We start from the raw sequence: 22,233 nt of genomic DNA on the forward strand, positions 1-22,233 counted from the left end.
AGGGAGGTTCGCCTCCCTCACCCTTCACCGAGAAATTTAGGTCAAAAAAGCGACGCTGTCAATCGACAAAACACGGCTACCACTCCCAAATTTTGGACGGCGTTACCACCGCAGGCAGCGGGATATCCCACTCTTCAACCGGCAGCTTTTCTACTAACTGGCAATCATGCGCGTAGCCCACGGGCTGGATCTTATGCTGCTGCCAGTTTTGTAGCGTACGGTCATAAAATCCGCCGCCCATCCCCAGGCGCTGCCCGCCTTCGTCAAACGCGACTAACGGCGTTACCAGCACATCCAGCTTTGGCAGCGGCAATACGTCGCGGACATCAAGCCGTGGCTCCTGGATCTTTAAGCGGTTGGTCACCAGCGCACTCTGCGGATGATAGTGCAGGAACAGGAGGTTGCCAGGGCTGAAGGGATGAAGAACCGGAAGGTAGACGCGCTTGCCCGCTTGCCATAGCTGTTCTATCAGCGGCTGGGTGTCGAGTTCGCCATCAAAGGAGAAAAACACGGCGACAGTGTGCGCCATCACGACGGGAGGAAAGCTGAGCATTCGGGCGGCGGCCTGTTGACCAAAACGGCGTTGCTGCTCTGGCGTCAGCGCACGGCGACGTTGCCGAATCATTCGGCGGATTTCTTGTCGTGATAAAGAGAGTTCGGGAAGTTGCGTCATGGCTGTCGCCAGTCAGAAGGGGAATCTCCGAGATGCCGCCGCAGGCTGTAACCCTTGAACCCTTGGTTCAAGGTGAATGTGTCGTCACAGTTTTAAGGCTTCTCGGACGAACCGAGCATGCTCACCAACCGCGGAGCGCCACATTCTTGTGGTATGAAATATCGGCTCAGGGGACTGGCCCGCTTGCAAACATCTCAGAGAAATTCTGTTTTCACAATCACTTTACCATAGTAAAGCGAAAAGTGTTATTCAAAGTTTTGGCCCGTTTTTTCGGTTATGCGACCTTGATCAAGCAACGCCTGTTCGATGGTCTGTTGTAGCATCCGAATACGTTGTTCCATGCTCGCCGCGTAATCGCGGGTCTTCGCTTTTTCCTGAGTTAACTCATAGCTGATATTCAATGCGGCAATGAAAACCAACTGCTCAGTATTTGTGACTCTAGTGCGAACTTTCAGATCTTGCAACCGCTGATTCAGATCGTCCGCAGCCTGATTCAACGCATCCCTTTGGTCAGGCGGGCAATTCACTCGCAGTGAACGGCCAAATATTTGGATATCGACGGGTTGTGCAGACATGCCACCTTCCTGCTGATTGACTGCGCTGCCTTCGTCTCCAGACCCAGGGTCCGCGAAGGGGCGACACTATAGCTACCCTGGTGTGAAGATACAAGCCCTTTTCTGGTTCACCAGGGTCCAAAGTGGTAGCATATCATGAATATCCTCCCTTTGATGACGAATGCTTATGTCTATACAGAACGAAATGCCTGGTTACAACGAAATGAACCGGTTTTTGAATCAACAAGGGGCCGGTCTGACCCCGGCTGAAATGCATGGTTTAATCAGCGGGATGATTTGCGGCGGCAACAACGACAGCTCATGGCAGCCGCTGTTGCACGACCTGACGAACGAAGGTCTGGCCTTCGGGCATGAGCTTGCTCAGGCGCTGCGCAAAATGCACGCGGCGACCAGCGACGCGCTGGAAGACGACGGCTTTCTTTTTCAGCTTTATCTGCCTGAAGGCGACGATGTCAGCGTATTCGATCGCGCTGATGCATTAGCCGGGTGGGTTAACCACTTTTTGCTTGGCCTCGGCGTAACGCAGCCTAAACTTGATAAAGTCACCGGCGAAACGGGTGAAGCGATTGACGACCTGCGTAATATTGCGCAGCTTGGTTATGATGAGAGCGAAGATCAGGAAGAGCTGGAGATGTCGCTCGAAGAGATCATCGAATATGTCCGTGTTGCGGCGTTGTTATGTCATGACACTTTCACGCGCCAACAGCCGACCGCGCCGGAAGTGCGTAAACCGACGCTACACTAAGAAAAAACGAAATGGAGGCCATGTCATGACTCAGCAGGAATACCAACGCCGTCGCCAGGCATTACTGGCGCAAATGCAGCCCGGCAGCGCCGCGCTGATCTTTGCCGCGCCGGAGGCGACGCGCAGCGCAGACAGTGAATATCCGTATCGCCAGAGTAGCGACTTCTGGTATTTCACCGGTTTTAACGAACCGGAAGCCGTGCTGGTACTGATTAAGAGTGATGACACCCACAACCACAGCGTTTTGTTCAACCGCGTTCGCGACCTGACGGCGGAAATCTGGTTTGGTCGCCGTTTAGGACAGGATGCCGCGCCGGAAAAACTGGGCGTTGACCGGGCGCTGGCGTTTAGCGAAATCAACCAGCAACTCTTTCAGTTGCTTAATGGTCTGGATGTGGTGTACCACGCGCAGGGCGAATATGCGTATGCCGACGAGATTGTTCTGGCTGCGCTGGAGAAGCTGCGTAAAGGCTCCCGCCAGAATCTGACCGCGCCGGCCACCATGACTGACTGGCGACCGATCGTCCATGAGATGCGCCTGTTCAAATCGCCGGAAGAGATTGCTGTCCTGCGCCGCGCCGGGGAAATTAGCGCGCTGGCGCATATCCGCGCGATGGAAAAATGCCGTCCGGGGATGTTTGAGTATCAGCTGGAGGGGGAAATTCACCACGAATTTAATCGCCACGGCGCGCGCTATCCCTCCTATAACACCATTGTCGGCAGCGGCGAAAATGGCTGTATCCTGCATTACACTGAAAACGAAAGTGAAATGCGCGACGGCGATTTAGTGCTTATCGACGCGGGCTGTGAATATAAAGGTTACGCGGGCGACATCACGCGTACTTTCCCGGTGAACGGGAAATTTACGCCAGCTCAGCGTGAAATTTATGACATCGTTCTGGAATCGCTGGAGACCAGCCTGCGACTGTTCCGTCCTGGCACCTCTATTCAGGAGGTGACCGGCGAAGTCGTGCGCATCATGATAACCGGGCTGGTGAAGCTGGGGATTTTGCAAGGAGAGGTTGATCAACTGATTGCCGAAAATGCGCATCGTCCTTTCTTTATGCATGGCTTGAGCCACTGGCTGGGGCTGGATGTTCATGATGTCGGGGTTTATGGGCCGGAGCGCTCCCGCATCCTGGAGCCGGGCATGGTGCTGACCGTAGAGCCAGGTCTCTATATCGCGCCGGATGCCGACGTGCCGGAAGCGTATCGCGGCATTGGCGTTCGAATTGAAGATGACATTGTCATTACCGAAACCGGTAATGAAAACCTGACCGCTGGCGTTGTGAAGAAGGCGGATGACATTGAGGCATTAATGGCGGCGGCGCGGCAGCAATGAGCGTCATTATCGTTGGCGGCGGCATGGCAGGCGCGACGCTGGCGCTGGCTATCTCTCAGTTCAGTCATGGGACGTTGCCGGTACACCTGATTGAAGCGAAAGCGCCTGAAGCCGACGGTCATCCCGGCTTTGACGCCAGAGCGATTGCGCTGGCGGCGGGCACTTGCCAGCAACTGGCGCGAATTGGCGTCTGGCAGGCGATTTCCGATTGCGCAACGGCAATCAACACCGTACACGTCAGCGATCGCGGTCATGCCGGATTTGTGACTCTCGACGCGCAGGATTACAGCCTGGCAGCGTTGGGTCACGTTGCGGAGCTGCATGATATCGGGCTGCGTCTGTTTGCGCTCTTGCGTAAAGCGCCAGGCGTTACGCTGCACTGCCCGGAGCGCGTAGCCAGCGTGTCGCGTACCCAACAGCAGGTTAACGTCACTCTGGAAAACGGCAATGTGATAGCTGGCAGCGTGCTGGTGGCGGCTAACGGTACCCACTCCGCGCTCGCGTCAGCCTGCGGCGTTGACTGGCATCAGGAGCCTTACGAACAGTTAGCGGTGATAGCGAATGTCGCGACCGCTATCCCGCATCAGGGACGCGCCTTTGAACGTTTTACTCCCAATGGCCCGCTGGCGATGTTGCCGATGTCGCATGGCCGATGTTCGCTGGTTTGGTGTCACCCGCTCGACCAGCGTGATGAGGTGCTGAGCTGGTCCGACGCGCAGTTCTGTCATGCATTGCAGGCCGCGTTCGGCTGGCGGCTGGGGCGAATTACTCAGGCCGGTAAGCGCAGCGCGTATCCGCTTGCCCTGACTACGGCGGCGAAAGTGTTTTCTCACCGGACTGTCGTGGTCGGCAATGCGGCGCAGACGTTGCATCCTATCGCCGGACAAGGGTTTAATCTCGGTCTGCGCGATGTCATGAGCCTGGCGGAAACGCTGGTCGCGGCACAGGACGCGGGCGAGGATATTGGCGCCTGGCACGTGTTATCGCGCTATCAGCAGCGTCGTCAGGTTGACCGGAATACGACGATTGGCGTAACGAACGGTCTGGTCCATCTGTTTGCAAATCGTTGGGCGCCGCTGGTTATTGGGCGCAATATCGGTTTAATGGCGATGGAATTATTACCACCTGCGCGCGATGCGCTGGCACAGCGGACCTTAGGTTGGGTTGCGCGTTAAGCCGATCTGTAGGCCGGATAAGGCATTTACGCCGCCATCCGGCATCGTGTTCGTAAAAATGCCGGATGGCAGCTTCACCTTATCCGGCCTACGGTTTTGATTGTTCCGGTTTCCAGGAGTAAATAGTGCAAAGTGTTGATGTAGCAATAGTTGGCGGAGGCATGGTGGGACTGGCTGTCGCCTGCGGCTTGCAGGGGAGCGGTTTGCGCGTTGCGGTACTGGATCACGTTGTCCCCCAGCCGTTGGCGAACGATGCGTCGCCTCAGCTTCGGGTGTCGGCGATTAATGCCGCCAGCGAAAAACTGCTTACCCGTCTTGGCGTATGGTCAAACATTGTGGCGCGACGGGCAAGTTGCTACCACGGTATGGAAGTCTGGGATAAAGACAGCTTTGGCCGTATTACGTTTGATGACGCAAGCATGGGATATAGCCATCTGGGGCATATTGTTGAAAACAGCGTCATTCACTATGCACTGTGGCAAAAAGCGCAGCAAGCGGCGGATATCACCTTAATGGCGCCAGCGGAGTTACAGCAGGTCGCCTGGGGAGAGAACGACGCCTTCCTGACTTTAAAAGATGGCGCGATGTTAACCGCGCGTCTGGTGATTGCCGCGGATGGCGCCAACTCCTGGCTGCGTAACAAAGCGGATATTCCCTTAACTTTCTGGGACTACCGTCACCATGCGCTGGTAGCGACTATCCGCACCGAAGAGCCGCACGGCGCGGTTGCTCGCCAGGTGTTTCATGGTGAAGGTATTCTGGCGTTTTTGCCGTTAAGCGATCCGCATCTGTGTTCCATTGTCTGGTCGCTTTCTCCGCAGGATGCGGAGCGTATGCAACAGAGCGGCGACGAGGCGTTTAACCAGGCGTTAACTATCGCCTTCGATAATCGGCTGGGCTTATGCCGCCTGGAAAGCGAACGGCAGGTTTTTCCGCTGACGGGCCGCTATGCTCGCCAGTTTGCCGCGCATCGTCTGGCGTTAGTCGGCGATGCCGCGCACACCATCCATCCGCTGGCAGGGCAAGGCGTCAACCTCGGCTTTATGGACGCGGCCGAACTGGTGGACGATCTGCGCCGGCTTCAGCGTCAGGGCAAAGACATTGGCCAACATCTTTATCTCCGTCGTTATGAGCGTAGCCGTAAACATAGTGCGGCGATGATGCTTGCCGGGATGCAAGGTTTTCGTGACCTGTTTGCCGGCGAAAACCCGGCAAAAAAATTGCTGCGCGACATCGGACTGAAACTGGCGGATACGCTCCCCGGCGTCAAACCCCAACTGCTTCGCCAGGCAATGGGGCTAAACGATCTTCCGCAATGGCTTCGTTAAGCGTCTGACTGCACGTCAGCAAGAGTTTGAAACCCGTCACACTTTGCTTTCCCGGCTATCGCGCCGGGGGGCTTTCCTCGTTTGAAATAATCTAATTTCACCGCCTATTTCGCATTATATTTTCTAATGTCATTATTTTTAGCGAACGCGATTTTCGACATTTTTTCCGCATTTAATATTAATTTATGTTGTGATAAATCGTATCAGCTTCCTTTTTATGACGGTTATTTAGCGTAATAGTGGTTTTTTGTGCTGATGGGATTTTAGCGTTTTTTAGTCATAAGCTAATGTGATGGTAAATTCATCCTTATGGTTTAGCGCCTGGTTCGGTGGTAAGTTCAGGAGCAAGAGAACGTTTGCGTCGGCGCAGGAAAAAGGGCGTCGATGCCAGGTTTCGTGGCGAAGATTTCCCATGAAAATGGTTGTTAGCCCCCGCTAATTCAACGAGGAAAAGATGGCCCAACAGACGCCTTTGTACGAACAACACACGCTATGCGGCGCCCGCATGGTCGATTTTCATGGCTGGATGATGCCCCTGCATTACGGCTCTCAGCTTGATGAACACCACGCTGTGCGCACCGATGCCGGGATGTTTGATGTATCGCATATGACCATTGTCGATCTTCATGGCAGCCGCACACGAGAGTTTCTACGTTATCTGCTGGCCAACGACGTCGCGAAGCTAACGAAGACGGGTAAAGCCCTCTACTCCGGTATGCTTAACGCATCGGGCGGCGTGATTGATGACCTTATCGTCTACTACTTCACTGAAGATTTCTTCCGTCTCGTTGTTAACTCCGCCACCCGCGAAAAAGACCTCTCCTGGATTACCCAACACGCTGAACCTTATGCCATCGACATCACCGTTCGTGACGACCTGTCGCTGATTGCGGTACAGGGGCCGAATGCGCAGGAAAAAGCGGCGACTCTGTTTACTGACCAACAGCGCCATGCAGTAGAAGGTATGAAGCCGTTCTTCGGCGTTCAGGCGGGTGATTTGTTTATCGCCACCACCGGTTATACCGGCGAAGCGGGCTATGAAATCGCCATGCCGAATGAAAAAGCGGCGGATTTCTGGCGTGCGCTGGTGGAGGCGGGCGTGAAGCCGTGCGGTCTTGGCGCGCGTGACACGCTGCGTCTGGAAGCAGGCATGAACCTGTACGGTCAGGAGATGGATGAAGGTATCTCTCCGCTGGCGGCTAATATGGGATGGACTATCGCCTGGGAACCTGCTGACCGCGACTTTATTGGCCGTGAGGCGCTGGAGATGCAGCGTGAAAAAGGCCATGAGCAGCTTGTCGGTCTGGTGATGACCGAGAAAGGCGTATTGCGTAATGAACTGCCGGTGCGTTTTACCGATGCGCAGGGCAATCAGCAAGAAGGCATTATCACCAGCGGGACGTTTTCCCCAACGTTGGGCTACAGCATTGCGCTGGCGCGCGTTCCGGCGGGCATCGGCGAGACGGCGATTGTACAAATTCGTAACCGTGAAATGCCGGTAAAAGTGACTAAACCTGTTTTTGTGCGTAACGGCAAAGCCGTCGCGTGATTCATCCTTTTTTGGAGATTAATTGATGAGCAACGTACCCGCAGAACTGAAATACAGCAAAGAACACGAATGGCTGCGTAAAGAAGCGGATGGCACTTACACCGTTGGCATTACTGAACACGCTCAGGAGCTGTTGGGCGATATGGTTTTTGTTGATCTGCCGGAAGTCGGCGCGACCGTAAGCGCGGGCGACGACTGCGCCGTGGCGGAGTCCGTAAAAGCGGCGTCCGACATTTATGCGCCGGTAAGCGGCGAGATCGTGGCGGTAAACGATGCGCTGAGCGACTCCCCGGAGCTGGTGAACAGCGAACCGTATGCCGGTGGCTGGATCTTTAAAATCAAAGCCAGCGATGAAAGCGAACTTGAATCGCTGCTGGATGCCACCGCGTACGAGGCATTGTTAGAAGACGAATAATGTTGTGCCGGATGGCGCTAATGCTTATCCGGCCTACTCACTGCAACGCGAATGATTTTGCGTATTCGTTTTCGCACGCGTAGGCCCGGTAAGCGTCAGCGCCACCGGGCAATTGAGTTAGAGACAATCACGATTCACTGCACGTTTCAGGAACCATCGCCCATGACACAGACGTTAAGCCAGCTTGAAAACCGCGGCGCTTTCATTGAACGCCACATCGGACCGGACGCCGCACAGCAACAAGAGATGCTGAATGCGGTTGGCGCCGAGTCGTTAAACGCGCTGACAGGTCAGATTGTGCCGAAAGACATTCAGCTCGCGACTCCGCCTCAGGTTGGCGAGGCGGCAACCGAATATGCCGCACTGGCGGAATTAAAAGCCATCGCCGGGCGTAACAAGCGCTTCACGTCCTATATTGGCATGGGCTACACCGCCGTGCAGCTACCGCCGGTTATCCTGCGCAACATGCTGGAAAATCCGGGTTGGTATACCGCCTACACTCCTTATCAGCCGGAAGTCTCTCAGGGGCGTCTGGAAGCGCTGCTCAACTTCCAACAGGTGACGCTGGACCTGACGGGGCTGGACATGGCTTCCGCCTCGCTGCTGGATGAAGCGACCGCCGCCGCTGAAGCGATGGCGATGGCAAAGCGCGTCAGCAAACTGAAAAATGCCAACCGTTTCTTTGTCGCCTCTGATGTCCATCCGCAAACTCTGGACGTCGTGCGTACTCGCGCCGAAACCTTTGGCTTTGACGTCATTGTGGATGACGCGGCGAAAGCATTGGATCACCAGGATGTGTTTGGCGTGCTGTTGCAGCAGGTTGGCTCCACGGGCGAAATTCACGATTACAGCGCGCTGATTAGCGAACTCAAAGCCCGTAAAGTGATTGTCAGCGTCGCCGCCGACTTTATGGCGCTGGTGCTGCTTACCGCGCCGGGTAAACAGGGCGCGGACATTGTTTTCGGCTCTGCGCAACGCTTCGGCGTACCGATGGGGTACGGTGGCCCGCACGCGGCGTTCTTTGCCGCCAAAGACGAATTTAAACGCTCCATGCCAGGCCGTATTATCGGCGTCTCAAAAGATGCGGCGGGCAATACCGCACTGCGCATGGCGATGCAGACTCGCGAGCAGCATATCCGTCGTGAGAAAGCGAACTCCAATATTTGTACCTCGCAGGTACTGCTGGCTAACATCGCCAGTCTGTATGCCGTTTATCATGGTCCGGTCGGTCTGAAGCGCATCGCTAATCGTATCCACCGCCTGACCGATATTCTGGCGGCAGGTTTGCAACAGAAAGGCTTAAAGCTGCGTCATGCGCACTACTTCGACACCCTGTGTGTGGAAGTGGCTGATAAAGCTGCGGTACTGGCGCGTGCGGAAGCGGCAGAGATCAATCTGCGCAGCGATATTCATAACGCGGTGGGTATTACCCTTGATGAAACCACTACCCGTGAGAATGTGGCGCAGTTGTTCAATGTTTTGCTGGGCGACAGCCACGGTCTGAACATTGAAACACTGGATAAAGACGTGGCGCTTGATAGCCGTTCCATTCAGCAAGGTATGCTGCGTGACGATGCGATTCTGACGCATCCGGTATTTAACCGCTACCACAGCGAAACCGAGATGATGCGCTATATGCACTCGCTGGAGCGTAAAGATCTGGCGCTGAACCAGGCGATGATCCCGCTGGGTTCCTGCACCATGAAGCTGAACGCCGCCGCCGAGATGATACCTATCACCTGGCCGGAATTCGCTGAACTGCATCCGTTCTGCCCGCCGGAACAGGCCGAAGGATATCATCAGATGATTAGCCAGCTTTCTGACTGGCTGGTGAAACTCACCGGGTACGACGCCGTCTGTATGCAGCCTAACTCCGGCGCACAGGGGGAATACGCGGGGCTGCTGGCGATTCGTCACTATCACGAAAGCCGCAACGAAGGGCATCGCGATATCTGCTTGATCCCAGCTTCTGCTCACGGCACTAACCCTGCTTCTGCACATATGGCAGGAATGCAGGTGGTGGTAGTCGCCTGTGATAAGAACGGCAACATCGACCTGGACGATCTGCGGGCCAAAGCAGAACAACATGCTGCGAACCTCTCTTGCATCATGGTGACTTATCCTTCCACCCACGGCGTCTATGAAGAAACGATCCGTGAAGTATGTGAAGTTGTGCACCAGTTCGGCGGTCAGGTTTACCTTGACGGCGCGAACATGAACGCCCAGGTCGGCATTACCTCACCGGGCTTTATTGGCGCGGACGTTTCGCATCTTAACCTGCATAAAACTTTCTGCATTCCGCACGGCGGCGGTGGCCCAGGCATGGGACCGATCGGCGTGAAAGCGCATCTGGCACCGTTCGTACCGGGTCATAGCGTGGTGCAAATCGAAGGCATGTTAACCCGTCAGGGCGCGGTTTCTGCGGCGCCGTTCGGTAGTGCCTCTATCCTGCCAATCAGCTGGATGTACATCCGCATGATGGGCGCAGAAGGCCTGAAGCAGGCAAGCCAGGTCGCGATTCTTAACGCTAACTACATCGCCAGCCGTCTGAAAGACGCGTACCCGGTACTGTATACTGGTCGCGATGGCCGTGTGGCGCACGAATGTATTCTTGATATTCGTCCGCTGAAAGAAGAAACCGGCATCAGCGAGCTGGATATTGCCAAGCGTCTGATCGACTACGGTTTCCACGCGCCAACCATGTCGTTCCCGGTGGCGGGCACGCTGATGGTAGAGCCGACGGAATCTGAAGGTAAGGCCGAGCTGGATCGCTTTATCGATGCGATGCTGGCTATTCGCGCAGAGATTGACCAGGTGAAAGCGGGTGTCTGGCCGCTGGAAGATAACCCGCTGGTGAACGCGCCGCACATTCAGAGCGAACTGGTCGCCGAGTGGGCGCATCCGTACAGCCGTGAAGTTGCCGTATTCCCGGCAGGCGTGGCAGACAAATACTGGCCGACGGTGAAACGTCTGGATGATGTTTATGGCGACCGTAACCTGTTCTGCTCCTGCGTACCGATTAGCGACTACCAGTAATTTACTGATTCGACTGTTTTCTAAAGGCGCTTCGGCGCCTTTTCAGCTTGTTAATAAAGTGCGCTTTGTTTATGTCGGATGCAGTGTGAGTGCCTTATTCAGGCTACAAAGTGTTACTAATTCAATATATTACACTAAATCGTTGGCTCCTGTCAGGCAACCTGGCGTTTGTATCAGTGTATTAGCCAGAATTAAATTACCGCTTTTTTAGAGCCTAATGATTCATTGTGCATCATTTTTACCTTGCTGTTATTTAATCAAAACAACACAGTATATTTACATGTAGTTACAAATAGTTTCTCTCCGGAATCGTTATTTACCTCTCAATATAGTTACAAAAATTTCCGTATATTAAATTCATCAAGTTATTAATTTGAATTATAAATTAAAAATAAACATAAATAACGTAAATATTTATTAACTTAGCGCTTTGTTTTTTATACCTGGAGGGAATAATGAAACGATTTATATTTCTGCCATTAATGACATATTTTCTATTAATGAATGCAATGGCAGCTAACGGAGAAAATAATCCCAGTAATCTATTAGGTGCACCAGTTAATACCGCTATTTCTGGTGGTTCAGTATTGCCGGAAGGAAAGTTATTAACCGCCGTGAATAGCTCATTTCGCGATAAAGATCATCAAATCGAGGGGCACGGAAGTCCGGATGTTTACTCCCAGATATGGTTATTGAAGATTCGTTACGGTTTGACCGACAGACTGGAATTATCAACTGTGGGTTCCTATATCAATAACAAACGAGACAATCTGTCTCCTGAGCACATAGAGGGAATGGGCGACCAATCGGTGGGGGTCAATTATGCTTTAATGAGCCAGCGAAGAGGTGATCCGTTTTGGGTTACGGTAGGTGGGGCAGTATTACTACCCACCGGGCAAGATGGAGATAATCATTTGCCTGGGAATAGCGCCTGGGGAGGAAGAGTAACACTCACTTTAACAAAATTATTTACTCCTAACATTAAAGGGGATATGGGTTTTGTATATCAGGGACCATTTGAGCGCGGTAACCAGGACGTGAAACGAGGTAACGAATTCCAGTGGAATACCCAGGTGCGGTATATGTTTAGCGATTTACCGCTGGATCTTGGTCTGGAAAGTGCCTACAGCAATAATGCCTCTGGAACGAAAAAACTGTCTAATGGCAGCGTAATTAATAACCATTCTGGAACTACCGAATGGGTTGTTGGTCCGTCATTTAATATTGCCGTCGATTCACTGAAATTATGGTTTGGTGCCGGAGCCTTCTTCCCGGTAATGCAGGAAGCGAAGTCGCCAACCAAAATGGAAGATGTACGCTGGGAATTTAAAATAGGTAAGACCTGGTAAGACTCGTTCAAAGTGTTACCCGCCGACTGGCGGGTAACGTGCAGGAGTTAAAGCTTCTCGCCGTTGCTGGCAATCACCTCTTTGTACCAGTTGAAGCTTTTCTTACGCGAACGCGACATATCGCCCGTACCGTCATCGTGCTTGTTCACGTAGATGAAGCCGTAGCGCTTGCTGTACTGACCGGTGGTGAACGACACGCAGTCGATGCAGCCCCACGGCGTGTAGCCCATCAGGTCGACACCATCGTAAGTCACCGCTTTTTTCATCTCTTCAATATGGGCGCGCAGGTAGTCAATTCGGTAGTCGTCGTTGATGCTGCCATCTTCTTCTACTTTGTCGTAAGCACCAAAACCGTTTTCGACAATAAACAGCGGCTTTTGATAGCGTTCGTACAGTTCACACAATGAATAACGCAGGCCCACCGGGTCAATCTGCCAGCCCCAGTCAGATGCTTTAACATAGGGGTTCGGTACGCTGCCTTCAAAACCGGAAATCGCATCGCCGCTACCGCCTTCGGCTTTGACCGCGTTGGTCATGTAATAACTGAAACCAAGATAATCGCAGGTGCCTTCGTGCAGCACTTCAAGATCGCCATCTTCCATTTTGATGTTAAATCCGCGGCGCTCCCACTCGTTCAACACATAGGACGGGTAATAGCCGCGCAGCTGCACATCGGTAAAGACGTAGCGTTCACGCATCGACTCCTGAGCAAACATCACATCTTCTGGTTTACAGGAGAAAGGATACAGCGCGACCATCGCCAGCATACAACCCACTTTCATCTGCGGGTTAATGCGACGTGCCGCTTTTACCGCCAGCGCGCTGGCGACAAACTGATGATGTAAGACCTGATACATGGTTTCTTCTGGATTCTCATGCTCGGTATACACCACGCCGGAACAGCAGTAGCCAAACAGCGGCGCGCGCCAGTTTCGCTGATTGTTGATTTCGTTGAAGGTCATCCAGTATTTGACCTTATGTTTGTAGCGTTCAAACACGACTTCAGCAAAACGGACAAAGAAATCAACGACCTTACGATTGGTCCAGCCGCCGTAGTGCTGTACCAGATGTAATGGCATTTCAAAGTGGGAAAGGGTGATGACCGGTTCGATGTTGTATTTGAGTAACTCATCAAACATGTCGTCGTAGAATTTCAGACCGGCCTCGTTTGGCTGGGATTCGTCGCCATTCGGGAAGATACGCGTCCAGGCAATAGAGGTACGGAAGCATTTGAACCCCATTTCGGCGAAAAGACGGATGTCTTCTTTGTAATGTCCGTAAAAATCCACCGCCTCGTGGTTCGGATAGTATTTGCCAGCAACGACATTCTGGGTGATTTCGCGTGGCACGCCGTGTGCGCCGCCGGTTAGCACGTCGCAGATGCTGGGGCCTTTACCGTCTTTATTCCAGCCGCCTTCAACCTGGTGTGCGGCAACCGCGCCGCCCCATAAAAAATCTTTTGGCAGGGTGAGTTTTCTCATTGTTGCATAATCTCAATTTATTTAGTCTGTTATCATTCATTCTGCACCAAATGACATGTAAAGCGTACGCAAAATTCCAGGGGGCTCGCGTGTCGGGACAAGAACACATTCAGATCGTAACATCCACTTCAAGGGGCCATATTCAGGGGATAACCACATGCAGCCAAACGACATTACTTTCTTTCAACGTTTCCAGAATGACATTCTGGCAGGGCGTAAAACCATCACTATTCGTGATGCCTCCGAGTCCCACTTTAAAGCAGGCGATGTGCTACGCGTGGGACGGTTCGAAGATGATGGCTATTTTTGCACAATCGAAGTGACAGGAACGTCAACTGTGACGCTGGATACGCTGAACGAAAAACATGCGCAACAGGAAAATATGTCGCTTGATGAGCTGAAACGGGTCATTGCTGAAATCTATCCCAACCAGACGCAATTTTATGTGATTGATTTTAAATGCCTTTGATAAATATGAACGCGTGTTAGTTGAGTTTTTGTAATTAACTTATTGAATAATAAACAAAATTTAATTTTGCGAATTTATTTTAGCTAACATGTGTTCACTGGAACCATTCTCAGTTACGCTAGAGGCGCAGTTCATCGTTATGAACGTTTCTCCGGAGTAAGTTATGGTGCAAAAACCATTGATGACGCAGGGATATTCGCTGGCTGAGGAAATCGCCAACAGTATTAGCCACGGCATTGGATTGGTATTTGGTATTGTCGGCCTGGTGCTGTTGTTGGTTCAGGCGGTAGAGGCGAATGCGGGTATGACGGCTATCGCCAGCTACAGTTTATATGGCGGGAGCATGATCCTGCTTTTTCTTGCCTCAACGCTTTATCATGCCATTCCTCATCAGCGGGCAAAAATCTGGTTAAAGAAATTTGATCACTGCGCTATCTATCTGCTCATTGCCGGAACCTATACGCCATTTCTGCTGGTAGGTCTGGATTCGCCGCTGGCGCGCGGACTAATGATTGTGATCTGGAGCCTGGCGCTATTCGGTATCCTCTTCAAGTTGACGATTGCGCACCGATTTAAAGTGCTTTCACTGGTTACGTATCTGGCAATGGGCTGGCTGTCGCTGATAGTGGTTTATCAGTTGGCGATTAAGCTGGCGATAGGCGGCGTGACGCTGCTGGCGGTAGGTGGCGTCGTTTACTCGCTGGGCGTAATTTTCTATGTTTGCAAACGCATACCTTATAACCACGCCATCTGGCATGGCTTTGTGCTGGGCGGCAGCGTGTGCCACTTCCTGGCCATCTATTTGTATGTGGGACAGGCGTAATTCCCGGATGCCCGTGCCGGATGGCGGCGCTGTCGTACCTTATCCGGCCTACGAGAACAGCACGTGCGAGCCTGATGGCGTTGCGCTATCAGGCTATCCGGCTTTTAACGTGATATCACTCTTCCAGCGAGTAGGGCAGCGGGACGATATGCAGGGTGTTGGCATCGTCGCGAACGCGGAAGGCGCTTTCGGCTTCTAAATCGTTATTCATGACGGCCTGAACCAGTAACTGACCGTCGTCTAACTGCGCCGCCGCCAGAATAGCGCCGGTACGACGCCAGTTCTCGCCCATCTGTAGCTCCAGATCTTCTCCTGCTTCCGGTACCCGGCTGGCTTTGCCCGCCAGCAACCAAAGCGCGCGTTTATTGGCGCCGCGGAATTTTGCCCGTGCGACCATCTCCTGTCCGGTGTAGCAGCCTTTCTTGAAGCTGATGCCGCCCAGCGCCTGTAGGTTAGTCGCCTGGGGGATAAACTGACCGCTGTTCGCCGCGTCAATCACCGGAATGCCTGCTTCAATATCCAACGCCAGCCACTGTTGGCTGTTATTCAGTTCGGCTTCGCCATGCAACTTCTCTGTTAACATGTTGGCCGTCGCGACATCGGTGACAAGCAGGAATCGTTCCGCAGGATGTTCAAACCATAGCAGCGTGGAGGCGCCGTCTCTGACCACCTGATTTTCGCTATTGGGCAGTTCGCTAAAGACATTAGCCAGCGCCGCGCGGGCCTGAAAACCTGCCACGCCAAGCAATACGCGTTCGTCATCCGGCGCGATGACCACTTTGGAAAATACGGCGTACTTTTTCAGCTCCGTTAATTGCGCTTCACGCACGCTACGGCGTTCAATCCAGGCGAAACCGTCGCGCTCACGGAACAGGCGCAGAGTGCTCCACATCTTACCTTTAGCATCGCAGTGGGCGGCGAGAAGGTGTTGCTGTTCAGTCATCTGGCTTACGTCAGCGGTGACCTGGCCCTGAATATACTTTTCACTGTCTACGCCGGTAATGGTCGACAGCGCCCAGTCGTCAAGCGCGATCAGCGTCAGCGGCAGGCGGGCTGACGATGAAGGATGACGTGGTGGAAAGGAGATAAAAGCCATAAATAATGTCCTGGTTAGCTGCAACAATAATGGTTAATGGTAAAAGAGCCATCGGTCATTGCAAGTGCTTTAAATAGCCCATTGAGAGCGGATTGATCGTTTTGCGAGGCGGTATCCAAAATGGATGAACATATTGATTCCCAGCCTTTTATTTCGCGATCGCGTTCCAGATTACTGAGATTCCCGTAAAACAACGCCAAAAACACGTTACAATAGCCCGGTACTTCATTTTCGCGAGGCAGGAAGAACATGGATATTCACAATAAAGCACGTATTCACTGGGCATGTCGTCGCGGTATGCGCGAACTTGATATTTCCATCATGCCGTTTTTTGAACATGAGTACGATAGTTTAAGTGATGAAGAAAAGCGTATTTTTGTCCGTTTGTTGCAGAGTGATGACCCGGATTTATTTAACTGGTTAATGAATCACGGTAAACCGGCTGACGCTGAACTGGAACAGATGGTCCGACTCATTCAGACACGGAATCGGGAACGTGGTCCTGTGGCAATCTGATTTACGCGTCTCATGGCGCGCTCAGTGGATCTCATTGCTCATTCATGGGCTGGTTGCCGCGGTGATTTTATTGATGCCCTGGCCGCTGAGTTATACCCCGTTATGGATGATACTACTGTCGCTGGTCGTGTTTGACTGTGTACGTAGCCAGCGCAGGATTAATACCTGTCAGGGAGAGATCAAGCTACTCATGGACGGCCGCTTACGCTGGCAGGGGCAGGACTGGACGCTCTTGCGTCCGCCCTGGTTACTGAAAAGCGGGATGGTGTTGCGTTTACGCGCAGAGTCTGGACGTCATCAGCATTTATGGCTGGCGGCGGATAGCATGGAAGAAGCGGAATGGCGTGAGTTGCGTCGGATACTGTTACAGCAGCCGATATCAGGCCAACACTGACGGAACGGCGTAAACGCGGTTCCGTCGAGAGGGAAATACAGCGAGTAAGGTTTCAGGCGTAGTGTTCGGCCATTTCGCCGAGAATTTGTTCACACCAGGTCTGTATACGTTCATCGCTGAGATCGTACTGGTTCGTTTCATCCAGCGCCAGGCCGACAAACAGTTGCCCATCCGCAATGACCGGTTTATTGCTGGTAAATTCGTAGCCTTCTGTGGGCCAGTAGCCGACAAATTTAACGCCTTTGAGGGCAAGTTTGTCATGCAACATACCCAGCGCATCCAGGAACCACTCACCGTAGCCGAGCTGGTCGCCCATACCGTAAAGCGCAACGATTTTGCCTTCCAGATTGAGATCGTCCAGTTGCTCCCAGACGGCTTCCCAGTCCTCCTGAATTTCACCAAAATCCCAGGTGGGGATGCCTAAAATGAGCACGTCGTACTGCTCCATTAAGGCGGGGGCGTCATCCTTGAGGTTATGTAATGTCACCAGCTCCGGGCCGAGAATATCGCGAATTTTCTCTGCGGCCATCTCGGTGTAGCACGTGCTGGAACCGTAAAAAAGACCCATGTTCATTACGTTACATCTCGATTCTGCTATAGCGTTGCGGGTAGTGTAACAGAATCACTGCATTCACGGCACAATGAGGCATAATGCACCAAAAGTCAGCGTGAAGTGGGGAGCGCGAATGGAACAGGATTTAGCGCGTATTGAGCAGTTTCTGGATGCCCTGTGGCTGGAACGAAATCTGGCGGAAAATACATTAAGCGCGTATCGTCGCGATTTATCGATGGTCGTTGCGTGGTTGCATCATCGCGGAAAAACGCTTGCGACGGCGCAGGCTGATGATTTACAAACGCTGCTGGCTGAACGGGTGGAGGGCGGATACAAAGCGACCAGCTCCGCACGCCTGTTAAGCGCTATGCGGCGCTTCTTCCAGCATCTGTACCGTGAAAAGTATCGTGAGGATGATCCGAGCGCGCAGTTGGCCTCGCCTAAGCTTCCGCAGCGTTTACCGAAAGACCTTAGCGAGGCGCAGGTTGAACGGCTCTTGCAGGCGCCGCTTATTGATCAACCTTTGGAGTTGCGCGATAAAGCTATGTTGGAAGTGCTGTATGCCACCGGTTTGCGCGTGTCGGAACTGGTGGGGCTGACAATGAGCGATATCAGTCTGCGGCAGGGCGTGGTGCGGGTTATCGGTAAAGGCAATAAAGAGCGGTTGGTGCCGTTAGGCGAAGAGGCGGTATATTGGCTGGAAACGTATCTGGAGCATGGGCGTCCCTGGTTACTCAATGGCGTATCGATTGACGTATTGTTCCCCAGCCAGCGTGCGCAGCAGATGACGCGGCAGACCTTCTGGCACCGTATTAAACATTATGCGGTACTGGCTGGAATCGATAGCGAAAAACTATCGCCGCATGTTTTACGTCACGCTTTCGCCACGCATTTGCTGAATCACGGCGCCGACTTGCGCGTTGTACAAATGCTACTTGGGCATAGTGATCTTTCGACGACACAAATTTATACGCATGTCGCAACGGAGCGTTTGCGTCAACTTCATCAACAGCACCATCCGCGGGCATGAGTGCTGACAGGAAAGGATAGTTTATGAAAAAGCGTTTTATGATGTTCACTTTACTGGCGGCGGCGTTTTCAGGCGTGGCCCATGCGGATGATGCGGCTATCCGTCAGTCGCTGGCTAAGCTGGGCGTTCAGAGTACGGAAATTCAGGCCTCGCCAGTGGCAGGGATGAAAACCGTCCTCACTCACAGCGGCGTACTGTACGTCACTGATGACGGCAAACATATTATTCAAGGGCCGATGTATGACGTGAGCGGCGCGCATCCGGTAAACGTGACGAACAAACTGCTGATGAGCCAGCTAAATGCGCTGGAAAAAGAGATGATCGTCTATAAAGCGCCGGATGAGAAACATGTCATTACTGTTTTTACCGATATCACCTGCGGCTATTGTCATAAGCTACATGAAGAGATGAAAGATTATAACGCGCTGGGGATTACGGTACGTTATCTGGCCTTCCCGCGCCAGGGGCTGGAAAGCCAGGCGGAGCAGGATATGAAATCTATCTGGTGCGCCAAAGACAAAAACAAAGCGTTTGATGACGCCATGGCAGGTAAGGGCGTGAAACCGGCAAGCTGTGACGTGAACATTGCTGATCATTATGCGTTGGGCGTGCAGTTGGGCGTCAGCGGTACGCCAGCCATTGTATTGAGTAACGGCTATGTGGTGCCTGGCTATCAGGGACCGAAAGAGATGAAAGCGTTTCTTGATGAGCATCAAAAACAGACCAGTGGTAAATAATACGCGTGAAACAACAGAGACAACTTCGTCGGCGCGAGGCTGATGAGACGGCGGAACTCCCCGCCGATCTTCCTCCATTACTACGACGTCTATATGCCAGCCGGGGCGTTCGTAGCGCCCGCGAACTGGAGCGCAGCGTGAAAGGAATGCTGCCCTGGCAACAGCTTAGCGGCATAGATAACGCGGTGGAGATCCTCTACAACGCCTTTCGCGAAGGTACCCGCATTATTGTTGTTGGCGATTTTGACGCCGACGGCGCGACCAGTACTGCGCTAAGCGTATTGGGAATGCGTGCGTTGGGATGTGACAACATCAGTTATCTGGTGCCTAATCGCTTTGAGGACGGCTACGGTTTAAGCCCGGAAGTGGTCGATCAGGCGAAGGCGCGCGGCGCGCAGCTTATCGTCACCGTAGATAACGGCATCTCATCCCACGCCGGCGTAGCGCATGCAAAGACGTTGGGGATTCCGGTGATCGTGACCGATCACCACCTGCCTGGCGACACGTTGCCGGAGGCCGAAGCGATTATTAATCCTAATCTGCGCGACTGCGAATTCCCGTCTAAGTCGCTGGCAGGCGTCGGCGTGGCGTTTTACCTGATGCTGGCGTTGCGAACATTTTTGCGCGACAAAGGATGGTTCGACGAGCGCAACATTGCGCCGCCGAATTTGGCGGAGCTGCTGGATTTAGTGGCGTTGGGAACGGTAGCAGACGTTGTGCCGCTGGACGCCAACAACCGTATTCTGACCTGGCAAGGGCTAAGTCGTATTCGTGCCGGGAAATGCCGTCCGGGAATTAAAGCGTTGCTGGAGATATCGAATCGCGATCCGCAGCAGCTTGCCGCCAGTGATTTAGGCTTCGCGTTGGGGCCTCGCCTGAATGCCGCCGGCAGGCTGGATGATATGTCCGTTGGCGTGGCGTTACTGTTGTGCGACAACCTCGGCGAAGCGCGTGTTCTGGCCAGCGAGCTGGATGCGCTTAACCAGACGCGCAAAGAAATAGAGCAGGGGATGCAGGCGGAAGCGCTTATCCTGTGCGAAAAGCTTGAGCGCAGTAGTGAAACGCTTCCGGGCGGTCTGGCGATGTATCATCCTGAATGGCATCAGGGCGTGGTCGGAATTCTGGCGTCGCGCATTAAAGAGCGTTTTCACCGCCCGGTGATCGCCTTTGCGCCTGCGGGCGACGGCACGCTAAAAGGCTCAGGCCGTTCGATTCAGGGGCTGCATATGCGCGATGCGCTGGAAAGGCTGGATACCCTTTACCCTGATCTGATGATCAAGTTCGGCGGTCATGCGATGGCGGCGGGATTGTCGCTGGAAGAGCATAAATTCGAGCAGTTTCAGCAACGTTTTGGCGAGCTGGTGACGGAATGGCTCGATCCTGCCCTGTTGCAAGGCGAGGTGATCTCCGATGGTCCATTAAGCGCGGCGGAGATGTCTATGGAAGTGGCGCAACTGTTGCGGGATGCCGGACCGTGGGGGCAAATGTTCCCGGAACCGTTATTCGATGGTCGTTTCCGTCTGCTACAGCAGCGTCTGGTGGGCGAGCGCCACCTCAAGGTGATGGTGGAGCCCGTCGGCGGCGGCCCGCTGTTGGATGGCATCGCATTTAATATTGATACGACCTGTTGGCCGGATAACGGCGTGCGGGAGGTAGAACTGGCTTATAAACTGGACATTAACGAGTTTCGCGGCAACCGTAGTTTACAGATTATTATCGATGATATTTGGCCGCTATGATCGGGGCGATTTAACAACACTTTCGCTGTAATTAAGGGGCGAAATCCGCTAATATTTCGCCCTTATAACCGCATTTTGACAAGTCAAATAAAAGAAATCAGACCATGTTTGAAATTAACCCGGTGAATAACCGCATTCAGGACCTCACGGAACGCACCAACGTTCTTAGGGGGTATCTTTGACTACGATGCTAAGAAAGAGCGTCTGGAAGAAGTAAACGCCGAGCTGGAACAGCCGGATGTCTGGAACGAACCTGAGCGCGCGCAGGCGCTGGGAAAAGAGCGTTCATCGCTCGAAGCGATCGTCGATACGCTTGATCAAATGACTCAGGGGCTGGACGACGTTTCCGGGCTGCTGGAACTGGCGGTAGAAGCTGACGACGAAGAGACGTTTAACGAAGCCGTCGCGGAACTGAATACGCTGGAAGAGAAGCTGGCGCAGTTGGAATTCCGCCGGATGTTCTCCGGCGAGTACGATAGCGCCGATTGCTATCTCGATATTCAGGCCGGTTCCGGTGGTACTGAAGCGCAGGACTGGGCCAGCATGTTGCTGCGTATGTATCTGCGTTGGGCGGAAGCGCGCGGCTTCAAGACAGAAGTCATTGAAGAATCGGAAGGGGAAGTCGCCGGTATTAAGTCCGCGACTATCAAAATCTCCGGCGAATATGCCTATGGCTGGCTGCGCACTGAAACCGGCGTACATCGTCTGGTGCGTAAAAGTCCGTTTGACTCCGGCGGTCGCCGTCATACCTCGTTTAGCTCCGCGTTTGTGTACCCGGAAGTGGACGACGATATCGATATCGACATTAACCCGGCGGATCTGCGTATCGACGTCTATCGCGCGTCTGGCGCAGGCGGTCAGCACGTTAACCGTACGGAATCCGCCGTGCGTATCACCCATATTCCAACCGGAATCGTGACGCAGTGCCAGAACGACCGTTCGCAGCACAAAAACAAAGACCAGGCCATGAAGCAGATGAAAGCGAAGCTTTATGAACTGGAGATGCAGAAAAAGAACGCTGAAAAACAGGCGATGGAAGACACTAAGTCCGATATCGGCTGGGGAAGCCAGATTCGTTCCTATGTCCTGGACGATTCCCGCATTAAAGACCTGCGTACTGGGGTGGAAACCCGCAATACACAGGCGGTACTGGACGGTAGTCTGGATCAATTTATCGAAGCAAGTTTGAAAGCAGGGCTATGAGGAAT

The 22,233-nt window shown here is 53.2% G+C and carries 21 protein-coding genes and 1 other RNA gene; 16 read left to right on the forward strand and 6 right to left on the reverse strand.

Translation table 11 applies throughout. The features are described from left to right. Positions 1-76 precede the first annotated feature (76 nt). From ABVN44_RS13315 to zapA, 3 genes are all read right to left on the reverse strand, one after another. Complete coding sequence (locus ABVN44_RS13315) at positions 77-673, reverse strand: 5-formyltetrahydrofolate cyclo-ligase (RefSeq protein WP_031619524.1); 597 nt, start codon at positions 671-673, stop codon at positions 77-79. Between the two features lie 20 nt (positions 674-693). Beyond that, a non-coding RNA gene (gene ssrS, locus ABVN44_RS13320) (6S RNA) lies at positions 694-877 on the reverse strand. Between the two features lie 41 nt (positions 878-918). Then, on the reverse strand, positions 919-1,248 hold the full coding sequence (zapA, locus tag ABVN44_RS13325; protein WP_001276011.1) for a cell division protein ZapA: 330 nt from the start codon (positions 1,246-1,248) through the stop codon (positions 919-921). A 166-nt stretch (positions 1,249-1,414) separates the two neighbouring features. Between zapA and ABVN44_RS13330 the strand changes: the two genes are divergently transcribed. The 8 genes from ABVN44_RS13330 (at position 1,415) to ABVN44_RS13365 (ending at position 12,187) form a co-directional block, all read left to right on the forward strand. Then, positions 1,415-1,993 (forward strand): YecA family protein, encoded by a 579-nt coding sequence (locus tag ABVN44_RS13330; RefSeq protein ID WP_000027236.1) that lies wholly within the window; start codon positions 1,415-1,417, stop codon positions 1,991-1,993. Between the two features lie 25 nt (positions 1,994-2,018). After that, entirely contained in the window at positions 2,019-3,335 is a 1,317-nt protein-coding gene (gene pepP, locus ABVN44_RS13335) for a Xaa-Pro aminopeptidase (protein ID WP_023232667.1), read from the forward strand. Beyond that, positions 3,332-4,510 carry a 2-octaprenyl-6-methoxyphenyl hydroxylase gene (gene ubiH / locus ABVN44_RS13340; RefSeq protein ID WP_023232668.1) on the forward strand — a complete coding sequence of 393 codons (1,179 nt, stop codon included), beginning with the start codon at positions 3,332-3,334 and terminating at the stop codon, positions 4,508-4,510. The genes pepP and ubiH overlap by 4 nt, the downstream gene beginning before the upstream one ends. A gap of 125 nt (positions 4,511-4,635) precedes the next feature. Next, the gene (ubiI, locus tag ABVN44_RS13345) at positions 4,636-5,838 is read left to right on the forward strand and encodes an FAD-dependent 2-octaprenylphenol hydroxylase (RefSeq protein ID WP_001192149.1); all 1,203 of its coding nucleotides are present in this window, start codon (positions 4,636-4,638) and stop codon (positions 5,836-5,838) included. A 454-nt stretch (positions 5,839-6,292) separates the two neighbouring features. Beyond that, positions 6,293-7,387, forward strand: coding sequence for a glycine cleavage system aminomethyltransferase GcvT (gene gcvT, locus ABVN44_RS13350; protein WP_000068738.1), 1,095 nt, complete (start codon positions 6,293-6,295; stop codon positions 7,385-7,387). Between the two features lie 25 nt (positions 7,388-7,412). Further along, a complete protein-coding gene (gene gcvH, locus ABVN44_RS13355; protein ID WP_001295377.1) occupies positions 7,413-7,802 on the forward strand; it encodes a glycine cleavage system protein GcvH in 390 nt (129 codons plus the stop codon). Between the two features lie 162 nt (positions 7,803-7,964). Then, complete coding sequence (gcvP, locus tag ABVN44_RS13360) at positions 7,965-10,838, forward strand: aminomethyl-transferring glycine dehydrogenase (protein WP_023232669.1); 2,874 nt, start codon at positions 7,965-7,967, stop codon at positions 10,836-10,838. A gap of 455 nt (positions 10,839-11,293) precedes the next feature. Further along, the gene (locus tag ABVN44_RS13365; RefSeq protein WP_000819375.1) at positions 11,294-12,187 is read left to right on the forward strand and encodes a transporter; all 894 of its coding nucleotides are present in this window, start codon (positions 11,294-11,296) and stop codon (positions 12,185-12,187) included. A gap of 47 nt (positions 12,188-12,234) precedes the next feature. Here ABVN44_RS13365 and bglA read toward each other — a convergent pair whose 3' ends face one another. Beyond that, on the reverse strand, positions 12,235-13,668 hold the full coding sequence (gene bglA / locus ABVN44_RS13370) for a 6-phospho-beta-glucosidase BglA (RefSeq protein WP_023232670.1): 1,434 nt from the start codon (positions 13,666-13,668) through the stop codon (positions 12,235-12,237). Positions 13,669-13,825: 157 nt separating this feature from the next. Between bglA and yqfB the strand changes: the two genes are divergently transcribed. Together yqfB and ABVN44_RS13380 are read left to right on the forward strand one after the other, a co-directional pair. Then, positions 13,826-14,137, forward strand: coding sequence for a N(4)-acetylcytidine aminohydrolase (gene yqfB / locus ABVN44_RS13375; protein ID WP_001182976.1), 312 nt, complete (start codon positions 13,826-13,828; stop codon positions 14,135-14,137). A gap of 163 nt (positions 14,138-14,300) precedes the next feature. After that, positions 14,301-14,960: a hemolysin III family protein gene (locus ABVN44_RS13380; protein WP_000250289.1), complete on the forward strand. Its 660-nt coding sequence runs from the start codon at positions 14,301-14,303 to the stop codon at positions 14,958-14,960. A gap of 115 nt (positions 14,961-15,075) precedes the next feature. On the opposite strand, the gene ygfZ is transcribed toward ABVN44_RS13380, so the two are convergent. Beyond that, on the reverse strand, positions 15,076-16,056 hold the full coding sequence (gene ygfZ, locus ABVN44_RS13385; protein ID WP_023232672.1) for a tRNA-modifying protein YgfZ: 981 nt from the start codon (positions 16,054-16,056) through the stop codon (positions 15,076-15,078). A 249-nt stretch (positions 16,057-16,305) separates the two neighbouring features. Between ygfZ and sdhE the strand changes: the two genes are divergently transcribed. Next, positions 16,306-16,572, forward strand: coding sequence for an FAD assembly factor SdhE (gene sdhE, locus ABVN44_RS13390; protein ID WP_000351186.1), 267 nt, complete (start codon positions 16,306-16,308; stop codon positions 16,570-16,572). Next, positions 16,553-16,966: a protein YgfX gene (locus ABVN44_RS13395; RefSeq protein ID WP_000244756.1), complete on the forward strand. Its 414-nt coding sequence runs from the start codon at positions 16,553-16,555 to the stop codon at positions 16,964-16,966. Before sdhE ends, ABVN44_RS13395 begins: the two co-directional genes overlap by 20 nt. Positions 16,967-17,018: 52 nt before the next feature. Here the strand turns inward: ABVN44_RS13395 and fldB are convergent, their stop codons facing one another. Beyond that, positions 17,019-17,540 (reverse strand): flavodoxin FldB, encoded by a 522-nt coding sequence (fldB, locus tag ABVN44_RS13400; protein WP_001055885.1) that lies wholly within the window; start codon positions 17,538-17,540, stop codon positions 17,019-17,021. A gap of 112 nt (positions 17,541-17,652) precedes the next feature. Here fldB and xerD point away from each other — a divergent pair, with 112 nt between their 5' ends. The 4 genes from xerD (at position 17,653) to prfB (ending at position 22,228) form a co-directional block, all read left to right on the forward strand. Further along, a complete protein-coding gene (xerD, locus tag ABVN44_RS13405; RefSeq protein WP_000434302.1) occupies positions 17,653-18,549 on the forward strand; it encodes a site-specific tyrosine recombinase XerD in 897 nt (298 codons plus the stop codon). Between the two features lie 23 nt (positions 18,550-18,572). Then, positions 18,573-19,286, forward strand: coding sequence for a bifunctional protein-disulfide isomerase/oxidoreductase DsbC (dsbC, locus tag ABVN44_RS13410; protein ID WP_000745614.1), 714 nt, complete (start codon positions 18,573-18,575; stop codon positions 19,284-19,286). A gap of 5 nt (positions 19,287-19,291) precedes the next feature. Further along, entirely contained in the window at positions 19,292-21,025 is a 1,734-nt protein-coding gene (gene recJ, locus ABVN44_RS13415; RefSeq protein WP_023181521.1) for a single-stranded-DNA-specific exonuclease RecJ, read from the forward strand. Between the two features lie 104 nt (positions 21,026-21,129). Further along, positions 21,130-22,228 (forward strand): peptide chain release factor 2 gene (prfB, locus tag ABVN44_RS13420; protein WP_010989230.1). Its coding sequence is split into 2 segments (ribosomal slippage): positions 21,130-21,204 and positions 21,206-22,228, totalling 1,098 coding nucleotides; the frame shifts between segments, so codons are not numbered across the junction. Positions 22,229-22,233 lie beyond the last annotated feature (5 nt).

The sequence above is a fragment of the Salmonella sp. SJTUF15570 genome, from assembly GCF_043357055.1.
GTDB lineage: Bacteria > Pseudomonadota > Gammaproteobacteria > Enterobacterales > Enterobacteriaceae > Salmonella > Salmonella enterica.

What these genes read in the sequence shown, in the direction of transcription:
- ABVN44_RS13330 (WP_000027236.1), top strand. Translation starts at nt 1,415, where the DNA reads ATGTCTATACAGAACGAAATGCCTGGTTACAACGAAATGAACCGGTTT.
- gcvP (WP_023232669.1), top strand. Translation starts at nt 7,965, where the DNA reads ATGACACAGACGTTAAGCCAGCTTGAAAACCGCGGCGCTTTCATTGAA.
- ABVN44_RS13315 (WP_031619524.1), bottom strand. Translation starts at nt 673, where the DNA reads ATGACGCAACTTCCCGAACTCTCTTTATCACGACAAGAAATCCGCCGA.
- pepP (WP_023232667.1), top strand. Translation starts at nt 2,019, where the DNA reads ATGACTCAGCAGGAATACCAACGCCGTCGCCAGGCATTACTGGCGCAA.
- gcvH (WP_001295377.1), top strand. Translation starts at nt 7,413, where the DNA reads ATGAGCAACGTACCCGCAGAACTGAAATACAGCAAAGAACACGAATGG.
- sdhE (WP_000351186.1), top strand. Translation starts at nt 16,306, where the DNA reads ATGGATATTCACAATAAAGCACGTATTCACTGGGCATGTCGTCGCGGT.
- ygfZ (WP_023232672.1), bottom strand. Translation starts at nt 16,056, where the DNA reads ATGGCTTTTATCTCCTTTCCACCACGTCATCCTTCATCGTCAGCCCGC.
- ABVN44_RS13365 (WP_000819375.1), top strand. Translation starts at nt 11,294, where the DNA reads ATGAAACGATTTATATTTCTGCCATTAATGACATATTTTCTATTAATG.
- bglA (WP_023232670.1), bottom strand. Translation starts at nt 13,668, where the DNA reads ATGAGAAAACTCACCCTGCCAAAAGATTTTTTATGGGGCGGCGCGGTT.
- yqfB (WP_001182976.1), top strand. Translation starts at nt 13,826, where the DNA reads ATGCAGCCAAACGACATTACTTTCTTTCAACGTTTCCAGAATGACATT.
- gcvT (WP_000068738.1), top strand. Translation starts at nt 6,293, where the DNA reads ATGGCCCAACAGACGCCTTTGTACGAACAACACACGCTATGCGGCGCC.
- fldB (WP_001055885.1), bottom strand. Translation starts at nt 17,540, where the DNA reads ATGAACATGGGTCTTTTTTACGGTTCCAGCACGTGCTACACCGAGATG.
- ABVN44_RS13380 (WP_000250289.1), top strand. Translation starts at nt 14,301, where the DNA reads ATGGTGCAAAAACCATTGATGACGCAGGGATATTCGCTGGCTGAGGAA.
- xerD (WP_000434302.1), top strand. Translation starts at nt 17,653, where the DNA reads ATGGAACAGGATTTAGCGCGTATTGAGCAGTTTCTGGATGCCCTGTGG.
- zapA (WP_001276011.1), bottom strand. Translation starts at nt 1,248, where the DNA reads ATGTCTGCACAACCCGTCGATATCCAAATATTTGGCCGTTCACTGCGA.
- dsbC (WP_000745614.1), top strand. Translation starts at nt 18,573, where the DNA reads ATGAAAAAGCGTTTTATGATGTTCACTTTACTGGCGGCGGCGTTTTCA.
- ubiH (WP_023232668.1), top strand. Translation starts at nt 3,332, where the DNA reads ATGAGCGTCATTATCGTTGGCGGCGGCATGGCAGGCGCGACGCTGGCG.